This is a genomic window from Sphingomonas sp. Sph1(2015), from assembly GCF_001970915.1.
In the GTDB taxonomy this organism is placed as follows: domain Bacteria; phylum Pseudomonadota; class Alphaproteobacteria; order Sphingomonadales; family Sphingomonadaceae; genus Sphingomonas; species Sphingomonas parapaucimobilis.
This window is the reverse complement of record NZ_MQUI01000014.1, coordinates 35,632-51,632: the sequence shown is the minus strand read 5'-3', so window position 1 is coordinate 51,632 and position 16,001 is coordinate 35,632. Positions and strand designations below refer to the sequence as shown.

The following is a 16,001-nucleotide window of genomic DNA, read 5'->3' as shown; positions in this document are numbered from 1 at the left end:
ACAGTGACTATGCGGCATGCAACCGAGCAGGATTTCGACGAGATCGTCCTGCAGAATGACAAGCCCGTTCTGGTCGATTTCTGGGCACCCTGGTGCGGCCCATGCAAGGCGCTGGCCCCCACGCTGGACGAGCTCGCGGAGGAATATGCCGACGAGATCGAGATCGTGAAGGTCAATATCGACGAAAATCCCAAGCTTGCCGAGCGGTTCGAGGTGCGTGGCATTCCGTTGTTGCTGATCGTCAGGGACGGCGCGGAAGCGGCGCGCGCGTTCGGCACCATGTCGCGCAGCCGTCTCGACGCCTTTGTCGATGCGAATGTGAGTGCGGCATGATGGCGGATGCTATCGCTTTCCACGGCGATCCGGCGGTCAAGGCCCGGGCGACAGCGCGGCTGAGGCAGCATGTCGCGGCGGGCAGTTTCGTCTATTTCCCCGCATGGGAAGACGGAAAGGCCAATGCGATCGGTGCCGTGGTCGAGGCGGATGACACGCCCGCCTATGCCGCCAGGCTCGGCTATCCCACGGCCTTGGCCGAAACGTTGCCGATGCTCATCAACGGCTTTCGTCCGCTTTCCGAGGCCGCCCGCTTCGCCGAAGCCTGGCTGGCGCGCACGCCGGTCGGCGGCGATCTGTCTGCCGTCGTGTCGCGGATGATTCTGGACCTGCTGGCAAAGCCGCGCCTGTGCGACACCACCTGTCGCCATCCGGCGCTGGAGGAGAGCCGCCTGGCGATCATCGCCCTGCATCGTCGGGCGGTCGAGGGGGACGAGCCGGATCGTCAGCAATGGAAGGCGGTGCGCCTTGCTGCGGTGGCGGCGACCGATGCCCTTGGCGACGATGTACTGGACCGCGCGGCGGCCAGCACGGTGGAGTCGGCGGCCTGGCCCGGCACCATGCGGACGGTGCTGCGTGATACGCTGAACGCCCTCGGCGCGTTCGAACTGCGCGTGGCGCTGGCCGAGATCGGCTGGACACCGGAAGAGGAAAGTCGCGTCTTCCAGCTTCGCGAGCAGGCCGAGAAGAATGCGTACAAGGCGGAGTTCCAGGGGCTTGAGCGGGTCTATGCGATCCTCGACGCCGACCATCCCGAACTGAGCGCGCGCTTTCGCAAGCGATGCGAGCGGCTGGAACAGTCGAGCGAAATGTATGTCACGACCGGCTGGAGGCTGATCGAAATGATCGAGACCTCACCCATCCTCACGGCACAGGCGTAGGATGAAGGGGGCGCAGGGCGTGGACGAGCTGCACAGCAAAGTTCTGATCATCGGCTCCGGCCCGGCGGGCTATACGGCGGGCGTCTATGCCGCGCGCGCCGCGCTGGCGCCCAGGCTGATCGAGGGACCGCAGCCCGGCGGACAGCTGACCATCACCACCGAGGTCGAGAATTGGCCGGGCGACGAAAGCGTGCTCGGGCCAGAGCTGATGGCACGGATGCGCGATCAGGTCCGCAAGGCGGGCGTCGATGTCGTCGGCGACCTGATCGTCGAGGTCGACCTCACCCGAACCCCTTTCCTTGCGATCGGTGATGGTGGCACCCGCTACACGGCCGATACGATCGTCGTGGCCACGGGCGCGTCGGCTCGGTGGCTGGGGTTGGAGAGCGAGACCGAGTATCGCGGGCGCGGCGTCTCGGCTTGCGCGACCTGTGACGGCTTCTTCTATCGCGGCCGCGTCTGCGCGGTCGTCGGCGGCGGCAATACGGCGGTCGAGGAAGCGCTGTATCTCACCAACTTCGCCGAGAAGGTCTATCTGGTCCATCGCCGCGACAGCCTGCGTGCCGATCGTACCAACCAGGCGCGGCTGCACGCCAATCCCAAGGTCGAGATGATCTGGAATAGCGAGGTTGTCGAGGTGCTGGGCGACGCCAAGGGGGTGACCGGCATCGCGCTGCACGACACGCGCGACGGCACGGTGTCGGAACTGGCCGTACACGGCCTGTTCGTCGCGATCGGCCACGACCCGGCGACGTCGCTGTTCAAGGGGCAGCTCCATATGGATGACGAGGGCTATATCCTCGTCACCCCGGGCTCGACCGCGACCAGCGTGCCCGGCGTCTTCGCGGCGGGTGACGTGCAGGACAAGCTGTTCCGCCAGGCCGTCACGTCCGCGGGCATGGGCTGCATGGCCGCGCTGGAGGCCGAGCGGTATCTCGCCGGGCACAATATCCCGGCGATCGCGGCCGAGGGCGCGGATTACGGCACGCTGGTTTGAGGGAAAAGCCATGATGAACAACCCGTTGCTCGACACATTCGCCCTGCCGCATTTCGGTGATATCCGCCCCGACCATATCGGCCCCGCGCTGGACCGGGTGCTGGCCGATCACCGAGCGGCGGTTGTGCGGATCGTGGAGGAGCGCCCGGCGAACTTCGCGGAAGCGTGGATGCCGCTGGAGCGCGCGGACACCGCCATTGCGGCGGTCTGGTCGGTGGTGACCCATTTGCAGGCCGTCGCCGACACGCCCGACCTGCGCGGCGCCTATGCGGAAGGGCAGAAGCGGTTGGTCGAGAACCGGCTTCAGGTCATGCAGAACCGCGCTTTGTACGACGTCCTCGTTGCATTGACCGCCACGCCGGACTTCGCCGCGCGGGACGAAGTGGATCGTGCGGCGGTCGAGCATATGATCCGCGACTTCCGGCTGTCGGGCGTCGCGCTCGATCCCAAGGAAAGGACCCGTTTTGCCGCCCTGTCGGTGGAGCTGTCACAGCTGTCGACCGAGTTCGGCAATGCCGTGCTGGATGCGACCGATGCCTGGTTCGAGCATGTCGAGGATGAACGCCTGCTCGCCGGACTGTCGGATGCGGACAAGGCGATGTTTGCCGCGGCGGCCAAGACCAGGGACTTGTCCGGCTGGGTCGTCACGCTTCAGATGCCGCATGTCAACGCGGTCATGACCTTCGCGCGGGACCGGGGTCTGCGCGAACGGGTCTATGCCGCGTCGGCGACCCGCGCATCCGATCAGGGGCCTCATGCCGGGCAGTTCGACAATTCGGCACGGATCGCGGCGATTCTCGCGCGACGGCAAGAGGGCGCCCGGCTCCTCGGCTTTCCCGATCCGGTCGAATGGTCGCTTGCCACCAAGATGGCGCCCAATGCTGGGGAGGTGCTGGCCTTCCTGCGCGATCTGGCGGGTCGCGCCAAGCCGGCGGCCGAACTCGAATTTGCCGCGCTCGCCGGTTATGCCGCGAAGCATCTGGGGATCGACGAACTGCATCCCTGGGACGTGACCTATGTCGCGGAGCGGCTGCGCGAGGCGCAGTTTGCCGTCGACGAACAGGCAGTGCGTGCGCATTTTCCGGTCGAGAATGTGATTGCCGGTTGGAAGAACCTGCTCGATCGCCTGTTCGGTATCAGCCTTGTCGGGCGTCCCGACGTCCCGGTCTATCACCCGGACGCCTGCTATTACGACGTCGTGGATGACCAGGGTAAGGTTTTTGCGGGTGTCTATCTCGACCTGCACGCGCGCGCAGGCAAGCGCGGCGGTGCCTGGATGGCGCAGGCGCGGCCCCGGTTGAACGACGGCGATGTCCAGCGCGTGCCGGTCGCCTATCTGGTCTGTAACTTCGCGCCCAAGATGCCGGGCAGCCCGTCGCTGCTCAGTCACAAGGAAGTGGTGACATTCCTCCACGAGACCGGCCATTGCCTGCATCACCTGTTCACCGAGGTCGATCGCCCCAACATCGCAGGGACGAACGGGTTCGAGTGGGACGCGATCGAGCTGCCCAGCCAGCTGATGGAGGATTTTGCCTGGGACCGGGCCGTCCTGCGCGACATGTCGGGCCATTATGAAACCGGGGAACCGCTGTCGGATTTGCTGTTCGACCGGCTGGTCGCCGCGCGGCATTTCCTGTCGGGCATGTTCATCGTCCGGCAGGTCGAGTTCGCGCTGTTCGACCTTATCCTCCACATGGGAACGCTGGGCCTTGACCCCATCGAGGTGATCGAGGCCGTGCGTGACGAGGTGGCGGTGGTCCACCCGCCCGCCTGGCATCGTTTTCCGCACGCCTTCACCCATATTTTCGCCGGTGGCTATGCGTCGGGCTATTACAGCTATCTGTGGGCCGAGGTGCTGGCCGCCGACGGGTTCCAGCGTTTCATCGAAGCGGGGCTGGTCGACAGGGCCGTGGCCGCACGCTTCTGCTCCAAGGTCCTTTCGCGCGGGGCAAGCCGCCCGGCCGCCGACAGCTTCCGCGCCTTTCGCGGACGCGACGCCGATCCGCAGGTGATGCTGGCGCGCCATGGGCTGACGACCGATGCGCGCTGATCGCGACATGGGCGCCGTTCGACGCTGGCGGTCCGAGGCGATCCACCGCATCGAGGCGGATTTCAACCGCTCGGCCGATACACACCTGATCCGGGTGGAACTGTCGCGCCATCCGGGGATCACGCTGTACCTGAAGGACGAAAGCAGCCATCCGACGGGCAGCCTGAAGCACCGGCTGGCGCGCTCGCTGTTCCTGTACGCGCTGTGCAATGGCTGGATCGGGCCGGATACCTGCGTCATCGAGGCATCGTCGGGATCGACAGCAGTGAGCGAGGCCTATTTCGCCAAGATGCTGGGCCTTCGTTTCATCGCGGTGGTCCCCGCCTCGACCGCCGCGCCCAAGCTGGACGCGATCCGTTTCCACGGCGGAGAAATCCACATGGTCGACGATCCGCGCACCGTCTACGACGTCTCCAACGCTCTCGCGGCGGAGACGGGCGGCCATTATCTCGACCAGTTCACCTATGCCGAGCGGGCGACCGACTGGCGCGGCAACAACAATATCGCCGAGAGCATCTTTGCGCAGATGTCGGCGGAGGAGCATCCCGTTCCCCGCTGGATCGTCTGTGGGGCCGGGACAGGGGGGACATCGGCGACGATCGGGCGATTCATCGGTTATCAGCGCCATGCGACGCGGCTATGCGTCGCCGACCCGGTGCATTCGGTCTTTCACCGGCACTTTGCCGACCGCCAGGCCCTGTCGCTGCCCGAGGGCTGCGCCAGCTGTATCGAGGGGATCGGGCGACCGCGCGTCGAACCCAGCTTCATCCCCTCCGTGATCGACCGGATGATCGCGGTCGAGGATGCCGCCAGCATCGGTGCGATGCGCGCGCTTTCCCGCCGATTGGGGCGCAGGGTGGGCGGTTCGACCGGCACCAACCTGGTCGCCGTGACCCAATTGGTGGAGGAAATGGCGGCGCGCGGAGACGTCGGCTCGATCGTCACCATATTGTGCGATGGCGGCGAGCGTTACGGCTGCACCTATTATGACGACCCATGGCTCGACGCTCGCGGCTTGAACTGGCGGGCGCAGGAAACCGCATTCAGCGCCATATTCGGCGTGTGATAGGACGATACGGGGTGTTTATGGCGACCCTTGGCGCGTGCGCGCTCACGGGCGACGGTCCTTGCCATCGGGCAGTGACAGGCGCAGGATCGTTCCCGTTGACGGTCCGTTTTCGACGCTCAGCTGCGCACCCATCTGCTTGGCCAGACTGCGCACCAGTTTCAGGCCGAGACTGTTCGAGCCCTGAAGGTCGAACCCCGGCGGCAGGCCGGCGCCATCGTCGATCACGCAAAGCGCGATGACGTCATCCTGTCGGGTGAGGGTGACGATCAATTGCCCGACCTCGCGGTCGGCAAAGCCGTGTTCCATCGCATTGGCGACGCCCTCCGCCATGATCAGCGCCAACGGGATCGCCGCATCGGGCGAAAGTCGGAGTCCTGGGACGGCCTCGATCCGGTGGATGATGCCGGGTTTCGTGTCGGCGGCGAACAGGTCCGCCATCAGGTCGCGCAGGAAGATGTCCAGCGGCACCTGCTCGCCCGTCGTCGCATAGAGCTGCCGCTGGATACGCCCGATCAGTTGCAGCTTCGTGGATGCATCGGACAGGACCATGCGCGCGATCGGATCGACGACCTGTCGCTGCTGCAGCGACAGCATCGCGCCGACCATCTGGATGTTGTTGGAGACGCGGTGCTGCAATTCGCTGAAGAGCAACTCGGTGCGTTCGGCCAGTTGTCGCTGTTCCGCCGCCAGCCGAGACGATCGCCGATTGGCGCGCTGCATGGCGTCGACAAGGCCGATGTCGACCGCCACGACCCCGGCATAGAAGCCCAGGGCGACGAGCGTGCGCGGCGCAAGATCGAAGCTGTTGGCCGGCGGTATGAAGAAATACCAGGCGAGCAGGCCGCAGACGATGGCTGACAGCGTTCCCGGGCCACGCCCGAACAGGAAGGACGAGATGATGACGGCCGGGAAGAATGTCAGATAGGGAAACCCCGGCGGAAAGGCCGCGTCCAGTTTCCAGCGTATCCACCACGCAATGGCCGAAAGTAGCAACGCCACGGCATAGGCCAGCGCCCTGCGCTCGCCAAGCAGCGGCAGTTGCTCGAATATCCGGCGCTTCGCGTCCATATGCCCTATCACGTCCTCCTGTGTGAGGTTCTCCTGCGCGATCACGCCATCCGTTGCAAACCCAGGTTAATACGGCATCGGGGTCGTCGCTTTGAACCGCGACCCCGTATCAGCCGTGACGGGCGGGATCTGTCCAATATCAGGCGGCGTATCTGGACGAGTGGCCAAAATCCGTCTGGTATTGCGGCGAGACGGTGGAGGCATGTTGCGCGGCCACATCCACGTTGAAGCGCATGACCGAGGCCATCAGCGTCCCGCACTCCTGCGCGAGCAGGCTGGCGGCGGCCGTCGATTCCTCGACCATCGCGGCATTCTGTTGCGTGACCGAATCGATCTCTCCGATGGCGATGTTGACCTGGCCCAAGCTGTGGGCCTGCTGTTCGGAGGAGCGGGCGATGACGTCGACCACGGTGCTGACGTCCGACACCTTGCCGATGATCCGTTGCAGGGCATTGCCGGTCTCGTCGACCAGCACCACGCCCGACCGGACATGTTCGATCGCCGACAGGATGCGCGCCTTGACGTCGGATGCCGCATCGGCCGAGCGCTGCGCCAGCGCGCGGACTTCGGAGGCGACGACGGCAAAGCCCTTGCCCGCATCGCCAGCCCGCGCCGCCTCGACGCCCGCGTTCAGGGCGAGCAGATTGGTCTGGAAGGCGATGCCGTCGATGACGGTGATGATGTCCACGATCTCGCGGCTGGCCTGGTCGATGCCGTTCATCGCGGTGATCGACTTGGCGACGATCTGCCCGCCCTTTTCGGCTTCGTCGCGAGCCTCGGTCACGGCGCGGTTCGCCTGGCTGGCGCTGGCGGCGCCTTCGCGGACGCCTTGCGTGATTTCGCCGACCGCAGCGGCGGTTTCGCGCAGGCTGGCGGCCTGCTGCTCGCTGCGTGCCGACAGATTGTCCGTGGCCTGGCGGATTTCCTCGATATTCGAGCGGATGGAACCGGCGCTGCCGCGAACGTCGCTGGTCAGGCCGGAAAGGTTCTGGACCGCACGGTTGAAGTCGGTTGCCAGCTGATGGAAGGCGGGGGGCAGATCGGTCAGGCGAACGGTCAGATCGGCCGCCGAAAGGCTTTGCAGGCCGGAACCGATCGCCTCCAGGGCCAGATCGCGCTCGCGGTCGTCGCTCACCTTGGCCTTGGCCGCGTCGCGGAAGACGACGACGGCGCGGGCCATGTCGCCCAGTTCGTCGCCGCGCGCGCTGCCCGGCACGTCGATATCGTTGCGACCGCGCGCCAGCTCGGCCATCAGGCGGGTGAGGGCGGTGATCGGCCGCGCGATGCTACGGCTCAGCACCATCTGAAGGGTGATGACGACGCCGATCAGCATCACGCCGCCCAGCACCAGGGCAATGATGGCGGTGCTGATGGCATTTTCTTGCGAGGCAGCGTTGCTGGCGATCGCCGCTGTTTCCTGGTCGCGAATGGCGCGAAGCGGCAGCACGATGTCACTGGTCAGAACGGCCTTTCCGGCGTCACGAACGGCCTGTTGCGCCTCGTCGCGCCGCCCGTCCTTGACCCAATCGGTCAGACGGTCGCTCCATGTCCGCCGCCACTTGGCCTTTTCGGCATTCGACTTGGCGAGCAACGCAAGCTCGGCCGGGTCGTTCAGCATCGCGTTCAGTTCGCGGCTGGTGGTGTCGTATTCCTTGCGGGCTTCTTCATACGACTTCAGATAGCTTTTGTCTCCGGTGACCAGGAACCCGCGCAGCTGGCTGTTCTCACGCAGGATCGATGTCTCCAGGGTCAGCGCCTTGGCATAGACTTCCTGGGCATGGTTGTTGCCCGCCGTTGCGTTCTTGATTTCCCAGATGTTCACAAAGAACACGATCGTCATCACCGCGGCCGACAGGCTGACGATCAGGAACGATACACCCAGTTTCTTGGGGATGTTCATGTTCGTAAGCATTATGCGTTTCTCTCAACAGGTCGGACGAAGGACGATACGCGTGGATTCATTGCGTTATCGTTATCGGGGGCGGGAAGGACCGGTCGGTCATGCGTCGCATCGAAGGTCGCTGCCACGACGGGGAGAGCATCAAACGCGATCATGGATTCGGCTTTGAAACGTGCCGCGAAATACACTGGCGCAGTCGTCGTCGCGCAATGTCCTATCCCCCCGATCCTGCGTGAAACCTTGGTTTCGTCGGACAACGGGTAGAACCGCAAGGTTAAGGATGGGTGAAGCGTGTAACCATTATCGTGACATATATTCGTCAGGTCGTCAGCCAGTGGATCCACGCACCATAAGGATGGCAATGGGCGAGCACGCGGTCGCGCCCATCAGGCCAGGAGCGCAGGCGAAGCTCGACCTGCTGGCGCGCCTGGTCCCATTCGAAACCGACAGCGGCGAAAGGCCTCGTCATGGTCGCGGACGCACCGGCTTCGTGCAGCGTCGCCTCGATCCGGGCGCGGTCCTCGGCGCTGAGATATTGCAGCACCATCGAATGCAGGACGACCCGGTGGCGACCGTCCGGCGCGGGAAGGGCAAGCTGTGTCGCCAGCCAGGATGCCGCATCGCCGGTATCGAGCCGGGGCGGATGGTGTCGCGCGATCGCCAGCGCCCGGTCCAGGCGCTCGGCTCGTTCGGGCTGGTCGGCGAAGATGAACGACGCCAGCCGTTCGCAGGCCGCCGGATCATTGACGTCGAGCGGGTGGAGATCGACGCCCTGCGCTCCGCGGACGGTTACGGCGGCATCGGGAGGCGGGGGGCCACGCCACTCCGGCGCGATCCGCACCATCGAGTCCGTCGCCCCCGCCCGGACGCCACCCAGATCATAGGCATAGCGGGACAGGTTTAGATTCAGCCCGGCGCTTGCCCCGATTTCGAACAGGTCGAAATCATGGCCATGGTCCTGCGCCAGGACCATCAGGGCGGCGTACAAGGCCGCCGCGCGGCCGATCTCGTTGGTCTGCGGCACCCGCAGCAACCAGTCGACCAGGAATTCGTCATGGGCCGCCAGCGCCAGGGCGACCGCCTCGTCGTAGCGATCATGGTCCCCGGCATAGAGCGCGGCCAATTGCGGCTCGACACCGCGCCTCGCCAGGGCGTGCAGGGCAGCGTTGATCCGCATCGCGATCGCGGAGGAGGCGGCGGTGCTGCCCCAGGAGCGGATCAGTGCGGCGCTGAGCGGTGCCTTGTCGAGCTGCCGATCCACTGCGGCGAGCAGGTCGGCGACAAAGGGCGTACCGATCGCCCGCATCACCAGCGACTGTCGGTACAGTTCGCTGGGCTGGGCGGTCGGTTTTTCCGAACCCGGATACATGGTCTTGGAACGCTCCGGCTGCATCGGTCGCCTATGACGCCGCGAAAGATAAGAAGGCAATACGCGCCGGGACGACGGGAAAGTCGACCCCGGCGCGTATCACCCGGTCAGGCCGGATCAGAAGTTGAAGTTCGCACCGGCGCTGAAGTTGCGACCGACCAGACCGGCATAGTGCCAGCTGCTCAGATAGTTGGGATTGCTGGTATAGGCCGCCGCCGCCAGCGGAGCGCGGGCGTTGGTAAGGTTCTGGATATTGAAGAAGAACCGGAAGTCGTCATTGACCCGCACGCCGATGTTCAGATCGGTATAGATGAACGGGCGGATGAAGCACTGGTTGTTCACGTCGCTGCCCGCGATGATGGGCACCAGCGTGTTCTTGCACGACAGGTCGATCACGCCGTTGGTCGGCTGGATACGATCGGCCGCCACCTGCTTGATCCGTCCGACATAATAGGTCGTGCTGGTCAGTGAGAAATTACCCACTTCGATCGTGTTCTGCCAGTTGCCACGGATACGCGGCGTGCCGCCACCCGACGACAGCTCGTACGGCCCCAGCGTACCCGCATATTTCTGCACCACGCCCGCCGGGGTGACGAGGTCGAGACGCAGGACGCGGGTGACGTCGACGCGGCTGATCAGCTTCACGCCATTGTCGAACTGGAAGTTCGCATTGGCCTGCATGTCGATACCCGAGCTGACCATGTAGTTGGCGTTGACGTAGGGAACGTCGAACACCAGCAGACGGGGCAGGGCGTTCGGGTTGACGGGATCGGGCGCGTCGATGACGTTGCACTTGTAGCCCGGACCCACCTTGGCCAGCGCCGCGCAACCGTCGGTTGCATTGGTCTGCTTGTAATAGGCGTTGATCGCCTCGGCACGCAGCGGCCCGCTGACGATCAGGTTCGACTTGCGGATGTTGTAGTAATCGACCGTGACATTCAGCCAGCGCGTCGGGTTGACGATCGTACCGACGGTGAAGCTGCGCGACACCTCGGGCAGGATGTCCGGGTTGCCCTGCGCCCCGCTGCCGATATTGTACGAGGTCGTATAGGCGGGATTGCCCTGGTGCGCCGCAATGAAGCTGGCGGGCGGGTTGAACGAAGAGAAGCCGGAATAGCTGCTCGCCGGGTTGTATTCGGCGAAGGTCGGCGCACGGAAACCCTGCGAATAGGTGGCGCGCAGCGAGAATTCGCGGACCGGGGTGAACTTGGCACCCACCTTTGGCGAGAAGTGGCTATAACCCTGCGAATAGTGATCGTAACGGCCCGAGACGTTCAGGTCGAACGAGCGTGCGAAGGGGGCGTCGATCTCGAAGAACCCGGCGGTCACGGTCTGACGACCCTGCGCCGACGAGGTGTTCAGGCCGTAATAGGACAGGTCCGCATTCTGGTTGCGGTTCATCAACGTCTCGCGACGGACCTGGAACCCGCCACCGACATTCAGGTCGCCGCCCGGCAGTTCCATCAGCGACTTCAGCAGCGAACCGCCGATCGTCGCTACCGTCGAATAGGACGGGGTGGTCCGCTCCGGCGAGATCTGGTCGCGCACGGCCTGCGTGTTCTGTTGCGGATTGACGAAGTTGTACGCCCCGGTGTTGACCGCATTCAGAAGGCCCTGGATGTTGATGAAGCCGCGCTGCGTGACCGCGAAATTGTCACGGGCATAGACGCCGTTCAGGCGGAACTTGAAACCATCGCCCAGATCGCCTGAAATGCCATAGGTCGCCCGGAATACGTCGACATAGCGGTGGCTGTTGGCGGGGATGTCGCCGAACAGGTAATAGATGCGTGCTGCGCTGTCCGCCGGGTTGGCGCCCGCCACGGCATAGGGGTTGTTAGGGTTCAGGCGACGGTCGGCGGCGGTGGCGCAGTTCACGCCTGCGGCGCAGACATACATCGGCAGGACGATGCCCGGGCTGCTGGATGCGAGCGCCGCCGAGCCACCGAAGGGCTGGGTCTGGCGGATGCCCGACGGCGCGCCGCGGATATCGACTTCGGAATGCGAATAGCTGCCGCTGGCAAAGGCTTCCCAACCCTCGGCGATCCGGACGTTCAGGCGCGCCGTGGTCGAGTAACGCTCCTGGCGCGGCTGGATGATCGAATATTCGGCGGGCAGGTTATGCGCGCAACCGGTGCCCTGTGCCGCGCCCGAGGTCACGGTGAAGGTGCCGAAGGGGCAGGCATTCGGATTGAGCAGGCGATACTGGTTGGTCGGCGGCGAGCCGACCTGGCCCGACAGCGGATTGTTCAGGTCGCTCTGCGACACGCGGGTGACGACCGCCTGCGGGTTCTGCTGGAGCAGCGAATCGTCGTTGCGATTGCGGTCCTGCAGGCCGCTGGGGCGCAGGTCGAGCGTGTTGAACGGGTAGCCGCGCGAGTTGTTGGTGATGAACCCGTCATAGGTGTATTCACCGTTGACGTAGAAGTTGAACCCCTGCTCGCGATAATCACCGAACCCGGCGGTCAGCGTGGCGCGATAATGCGCGCCATCGGCCTTTTCGGTCGTGCCCCCCTGGACCGAGCCCGAAATGCCCTGGACATTCTTTTTGCTGATCAGGTTGACCACGCCGCCGATCGCGTCGGCGCCATAGGTCGACGACGCGCCGTCCTTCAACACTTCGATGCGCTCGATGGTGCTGAATGGGATCGAGTTCAGGTCGACATAGGCGTTGTGGCCGTCGTCGTTCAGCGGGAAGTTCGCCGAGCGCAGGCCGTCGATCAGCACGACGGTCGACGAAACGCCCAGGCCGCGCAGCGACACCGCCGCGCCACCGGCCGAGAAGCCGTTCTTGAAACCGGTCGAGATCGAACCCGCGCTGTCGGCCGAGACCGAACGGATGGCGTCCTGTGCGGTGGTGATGTTGGCACGCAGCATCACGTTCGAGTTCACCACGGTCACGGGCGAGATCGAGCTGGCGTTGGAATCGCGGAACAGCGTGCCGGTGACGACGACGGTCGCGCCTTCCGCCGTGGCGGGCGCAGGCGCGGCCCGCTTGATCTGAACGTCCTGTTCGGTCGTGGCGGGTGCGGCGGCTGCGGTCGCGTTCTGGTCGGCGGCATCGGCGCTTTGGGCCGGTGCTGCCTCCTGCGCAAAGGCCGGGCTTGCGATTGCGGTCAGCAATGCCGCCGTCGAAATCCCAAGGTGCAGTCTGCCAAATGCGGAAGTCTTCGAAGTCACTTAACAATTCCCCCTCTGACGCAGCAGCGACTGACGTCGCCGGTATTCCACTCGCCATGATCTGGCGCTGCGATGGCGGGGCGCCTATCACCCGCGAAGTTACCGGGTCGTTAAAGGTAAGCGCGGCTGCGACGGTTTAGGCCGCGGTGACTTGTCCAGCAGGGTGAGGCTTTTGATCGTCGTTTCGGCGGACGTCCGGGTCAGGGGGCAACTGCCTGTCCCTGCGCCATCAACTGACGCGGTCAGATTAATTTATATCGGTAAATCAAGTTTTAAAGGTTCGGGTGCGACCAAAATGGGCACTCAATATTGAAGAGAGACGATGCTCAAGACCCTGTTCCGGGAAAGGCGACGCACCAGCGCCGTACATGCGTTGAACATTCTGGAATCGTCGCGCGAGCCCGGCTTCGACCGTTTCGTCGAGCGGGCTGCGATATCCTTCAATGCCCCGATCGCGCTCCTGTCCCTGATCCATGGCGATCAGCAATGGTTCAAGGCGGCCCGTGGCCTGGATATCGTGTGCAACCCGCGCCACCGCAGCTTCTGTACCTTCGCGCTCGACAATCCCGGCGTGCTGGAGATCTGCGACCCGTGCAGCGATCCGCGCGTGGCCGAACTGCCAGCCATCAACGCCGCGCCGTTCGTTCGCTATTATATCGGTGTGCCCTTGCGCGTCGCCGGGGATATCGATGTCGGTGCGCTGTGCGTCTTCGACACGCAGCGCCGAGGCCCCGCTTCGTCGGATCAGAAAGCCTATCTCATCGCGCTGGCCCGGCAGGCGGCGGTCGCCCTGGAAAGCCGGGCGGACCTGCTCCAGACGGAGGGCGCCGCGTGATCGATGTGGTCCTGTGCCTGACGCAGCAGCATGACCTGCGCTTCGTCGCGCTGGCGCTGCTGATCTGCGTTACGGGGTCGCTCGCGACCGTCCAGCTGTTCAGCCGCGTCCGGGCCTCACGGGGCTATCGCCGCTCTGGCTGGGTCGTGCTGGGCGCGGTCGGTGCGGGCACGATGGTCTGGGCGACTCATTTTGTCGCGATGATGGCGTTTCGGACGACCGCGCCCGTCATTTTGGATCCGATCCTGACGCTCCTGTCCCTGTTGGCGGTGATCGTGATCGCCGTTCCGGGACTGGCCTTGGCCGCCGGGCGGCGGCGCTGGTCGGGGGCGGTCGGCGGGGCCGTGATCGGCACTGGCATCTCGGTCATGCATTATATCGGCATGGCGGCGTACCGGGTCGACGGCATCGTCACCCGGAACTGGCCCTATGTCGTGGCCTCGATCCTGTTGTCGAGCGGTCTGTCCGCCATGGCCTTCCACGTCCTGGCCGGGCGGGGGCGTTGGCGGAACAAGACGGCGGTGGCATGGCTCAGCCTTGCCGTCGCGGCACTCCACTTCACCGGCATGACGGCGATGAAGATCACCGTCCTGAAACTCGGCCAGGGCCTGTCGGGCATGACCATGGCGACGCTGGCGACCACGACGACGGTCGCCACGCTCATCATCGTCGGATGCGCGGCGATCAGCGCCCTGATCGACGGGCATACCCAGTCGGAAACCTATCGCCGCCTGCGTCACATGGCCCTGCACGACAGCCTGACCGACCTGCCCAACCGGATCAGCTTCATCGAGGATCTCGAGGCCCGTTTCGGCATCCGGGGCGGTTATCAGCGCATGGCGGTGGTCATGATGGACCTGTCGCGCTTCAAGGTGGTCAACGATACCTATGGCCACCAGGCGGGCGACCAGCTGCTGGCGGCGCTGGCAGCGCGCTTCTCGTCCATCCTGCGGCCCGGCGAGCGCATCGCGCGGCTGGGCGGTGACGAGTTCTCGGCCGTCGTCTCGTATGACGATCCGGCCGAGCTTGAGGATTTTCTGGGCCGGCTGACCGCGGCGTCCGAAGCGCCGTTCCTGTTCGACCGGTTTACCGCGTCGATCGGCGCCAATATCGGGGTCGCGCTGGCCATACGGGACGGAACCGATGCCGATGCGCTGCTCGCCAAGGCCGATCTGGCCATGTACCGGGCGAAGTCGGCGCACTCCAAGGAACCGTGCTTCTACGACGCGCATATGGACGATGCCGTGCGCGAGCGGCGCGAGTTGATCGCCGATCTCCGCCATGCGCTGGATGCCGACGCGTTCGAGCTTCATTATCAGGTACAGTCGGCCATCCCGTCGGGCGAGATCTGCGGCTATGAGGCGCTGATCCGCTGGAACCACCCCGTCCGGGGCATGATACCGCCGAACCGGTTCATCCCGCTTGCCGAAAAGAGCGGCGACATCGTGCCGCTGAGCAACTGGGTGCTTCGGCGGGCCTGTTGCGAGGCGGCGGGCTGGGCCGATCCGCAGCCCGTCTCGGTCAACCTGTCGCCGATGCATCTGGCTGAAAAGCAGCTGGTCGAGACGGTGCGCTCGGCCCTTGCGGACAGCGGCCTGCCGCCCGAGCGACTGACGCTGGAGCTGACCGAGAGCGCGATCATTCACGACAAGCATTTCGCGCTCGAGCAGTTGAAGGCCCTGAAGGCGATGGGCATCGCCATCGCGCTGGACGATTTCGGAGTGGGCTATTCCTCGCTGGAGGTGCTGCGCTCCTTTCCCTTCGACCGGATCAAGCTCGATGCGTCCTTCGTCTCCGAGATCGAGCATGACGAGCAGGCGGTGTCGATCCTGCGGTCCGTCGCGGCGCTGGGGGCGACGCTCAACATGCCGGTATTGGCCGAGGGGGTGGAGGAGCCTGCCCAACTGGCCATCGTGACCCGGGAGGGCTGTGCCGCGGTCCAGGGCTATCTGATCGGCAGGCCCTCGCGCACGCTGGCCGATCCCGAGCATGTTCGACGGGTCGCGAGCCTCCGACCCCGGATCGTGGGGGTCGAAGCGGTGGCGTGACCGTCCGGCGCCAGCGAGACAGGGGCAGGCCGTGCCCATGAAGCGGACGGAATATGAACATATGTAGTAAGGTGCGAGGCGATATTGCGGCTCTCTCGCATTCGAACAGCCGCAATGAAAGAATGATGACGTCCATTTCATCCAACAAAAGAAACATAATTGCCGTCTTCTCAGTACTTCCTAATCCGTTGTTGCTTATAGGGTAGGTGGATGTGCTTTCTCGGTCACATTCTACCAGATAGATCAACATGAAATTTCCGTAAATTTACAGCGT

At 64.8% G+C, this 16,001-nt stretch carries 11 protein-coding genes; 7 read left to right on the top strand and 4 right to left on the bottom strand.

Annotated elements, in window-relative coordinates; all coding sequences use genetic code 11:
• Positions 1-9 precede the first annotated feature (9 nt).
• Genes trxA through BSZ14_RS07980 form a run of 5 tightly spaced genes read left to right on the top strand, consistent with a single transcriptional unit; the run spans position 10 to position 5,327 of the window.
• Positions 10-333, top strand: a complete 324-nt coding sequence (gene trxA / locus BSZ14_RS08000; protein WP_076710516.1) for a thioredoxin — start codon at positions 10-12, stop codon at positions 331-333.
• Positions 330-1,214: a hypothetical protein gene (locus tag BSZ14_RS07995; protein ID WP_139330373.1), complete on the top strand. Its 885-nt coding sequence runs from the start codon at positions 330-332 to the stop codon at positions 1,212-1,214. The genes trxA and BSZ14_RS07995 overlap by 4 nt, the downstream gene beginning before the upstream one ends.
• Before the next feature lies 1 nt (position 1,215).
• On the top strand, positions 1,216-2,211 hold the full coding sequence (gene trxB, locus BSZ14_RS07990; RefSeq protein WP_076710514.1) for a thioredoxin-disulfide reductase: 996 nt from the start codon (positions 1,216-1,218) through the stop codon (positions 2,209-2,211).
• A gap of 10 nt (positions 2,212-2,221) precedes the next feature.
• Complete coding sequence (locus BSZ14_RS07985; protein ID WP_076710513.1) at positions 2,222-4,261, top strand: M3 family metallopeptidase; 2,040 nt, start codon at positions 2,222-2,224, stop codon at positions 4,259-4,261.
• Positions 4,251-5,327 carry a PLP-dependent cysteine synthase family protein gene (locus BSZ14_RS07980; RefSeq protein WP_198930474.1) on the top strand — a complete coding sequence of 359 codons (1,077 nt, stop codon included), beginning with the start codon at positions 4,251-4,253 and terminating at the stop codon, positions 5,325-5,327. Before BSZ14_RS07985 ends, BSZ14_RS07980 begins: the two co-directional genes overlap by 11 nt.
• A gap of 45 nt (positions 5,328-5,372) precedes the next feature.
• Here BSZ14_RS07980 and BSZ14_RS07975 read toward each other — a convergent pair whose 3' ends face one another.
• The 4 genes from BSZ14_RS07975 to BSZ14_RS07960 form a co-directional block, all read right to left on the bottom strand.
• Positions 5,373-6,398 (bottom strand): sensor histidine kinase, encoded by a 1,026-nt coding sequence (locus tag BSZ14_RS07975; protein WP_076710540.1) that lies wholly within the window; start codon positions 6,396-6,398, stop codon positions 5,373-5,375.
• Positions 6,399-6,537: 139 nt separating this feature from the next.
• Positions 6,538-8,310: a HAMP domain-containing methyl-accepting chemotaxis protein gene (locus BSZ14_RS07970; RefSeq protein ID WP_241823691.1), complete on the bottom strand. Its 1,773-nt coding sequence runs from the start codon at positions 8,308-8,310 to the stop codon at positions 6,538-6,540.
• 307 nt (positions 8,311-8,617) lie between these two features.
• Positions 8,618-9,691 (bottom strand): DUF2332 domain-containing protein, encoded by a 1,074-nt coding sequence (locus tag BSZ14_RS07965; RefSeq protein WP_083748164.1) that lies wholly within the window; start codon positions 9,689-9,691, stop codon positions 8,618-8,620.
• Positions 9,692-9,784: 93 nt separating this feature from the next.
• Complete coding sequence (locus tag BSZ14_RS07960) at positions 9,785-12,784, bottom strand: TonB-dependent receptor domain-containing protein (protein WP_445190537.1); 3,000 nt, start codon at positions 12,782-12,784, stop codon at positions 9,785-9,787.
• 382 nt (positions 12,785-13,166) lie between these two features.
• Between BSZ14_RS07960 and BSZ14_RS07955 the strand changes: the two genes are divergently transcribed.
• Positions 13,167-13,679 (top strand): GAF domain-containing protein, encoded by a 513-nt coding sequence (locus BSZ14_RS07955; protein WP_076710511.1) that lies wholly within the window; start codon positions 13,167-13,169, stop codon positions 13,677-13,679.
• Positions 13,676-15,727, top strand: coding sequence for a putative bifunctional diguanylate cyclase/phosphodiesterase (locus tag BSZ14_RS07950; RefSeq protein ID WP_076710510.1), 2,052 nt, complete (start codon positions 13,676-13,678; stop codon positions 15,725-15,727). Before BSZ14_RS07955 ends, BSZ14_RS07950 begins: the two co-directional genes overlap by 4 nt.
• Positions 15,728-16,001: the final 274 nt, after the last annotated feature.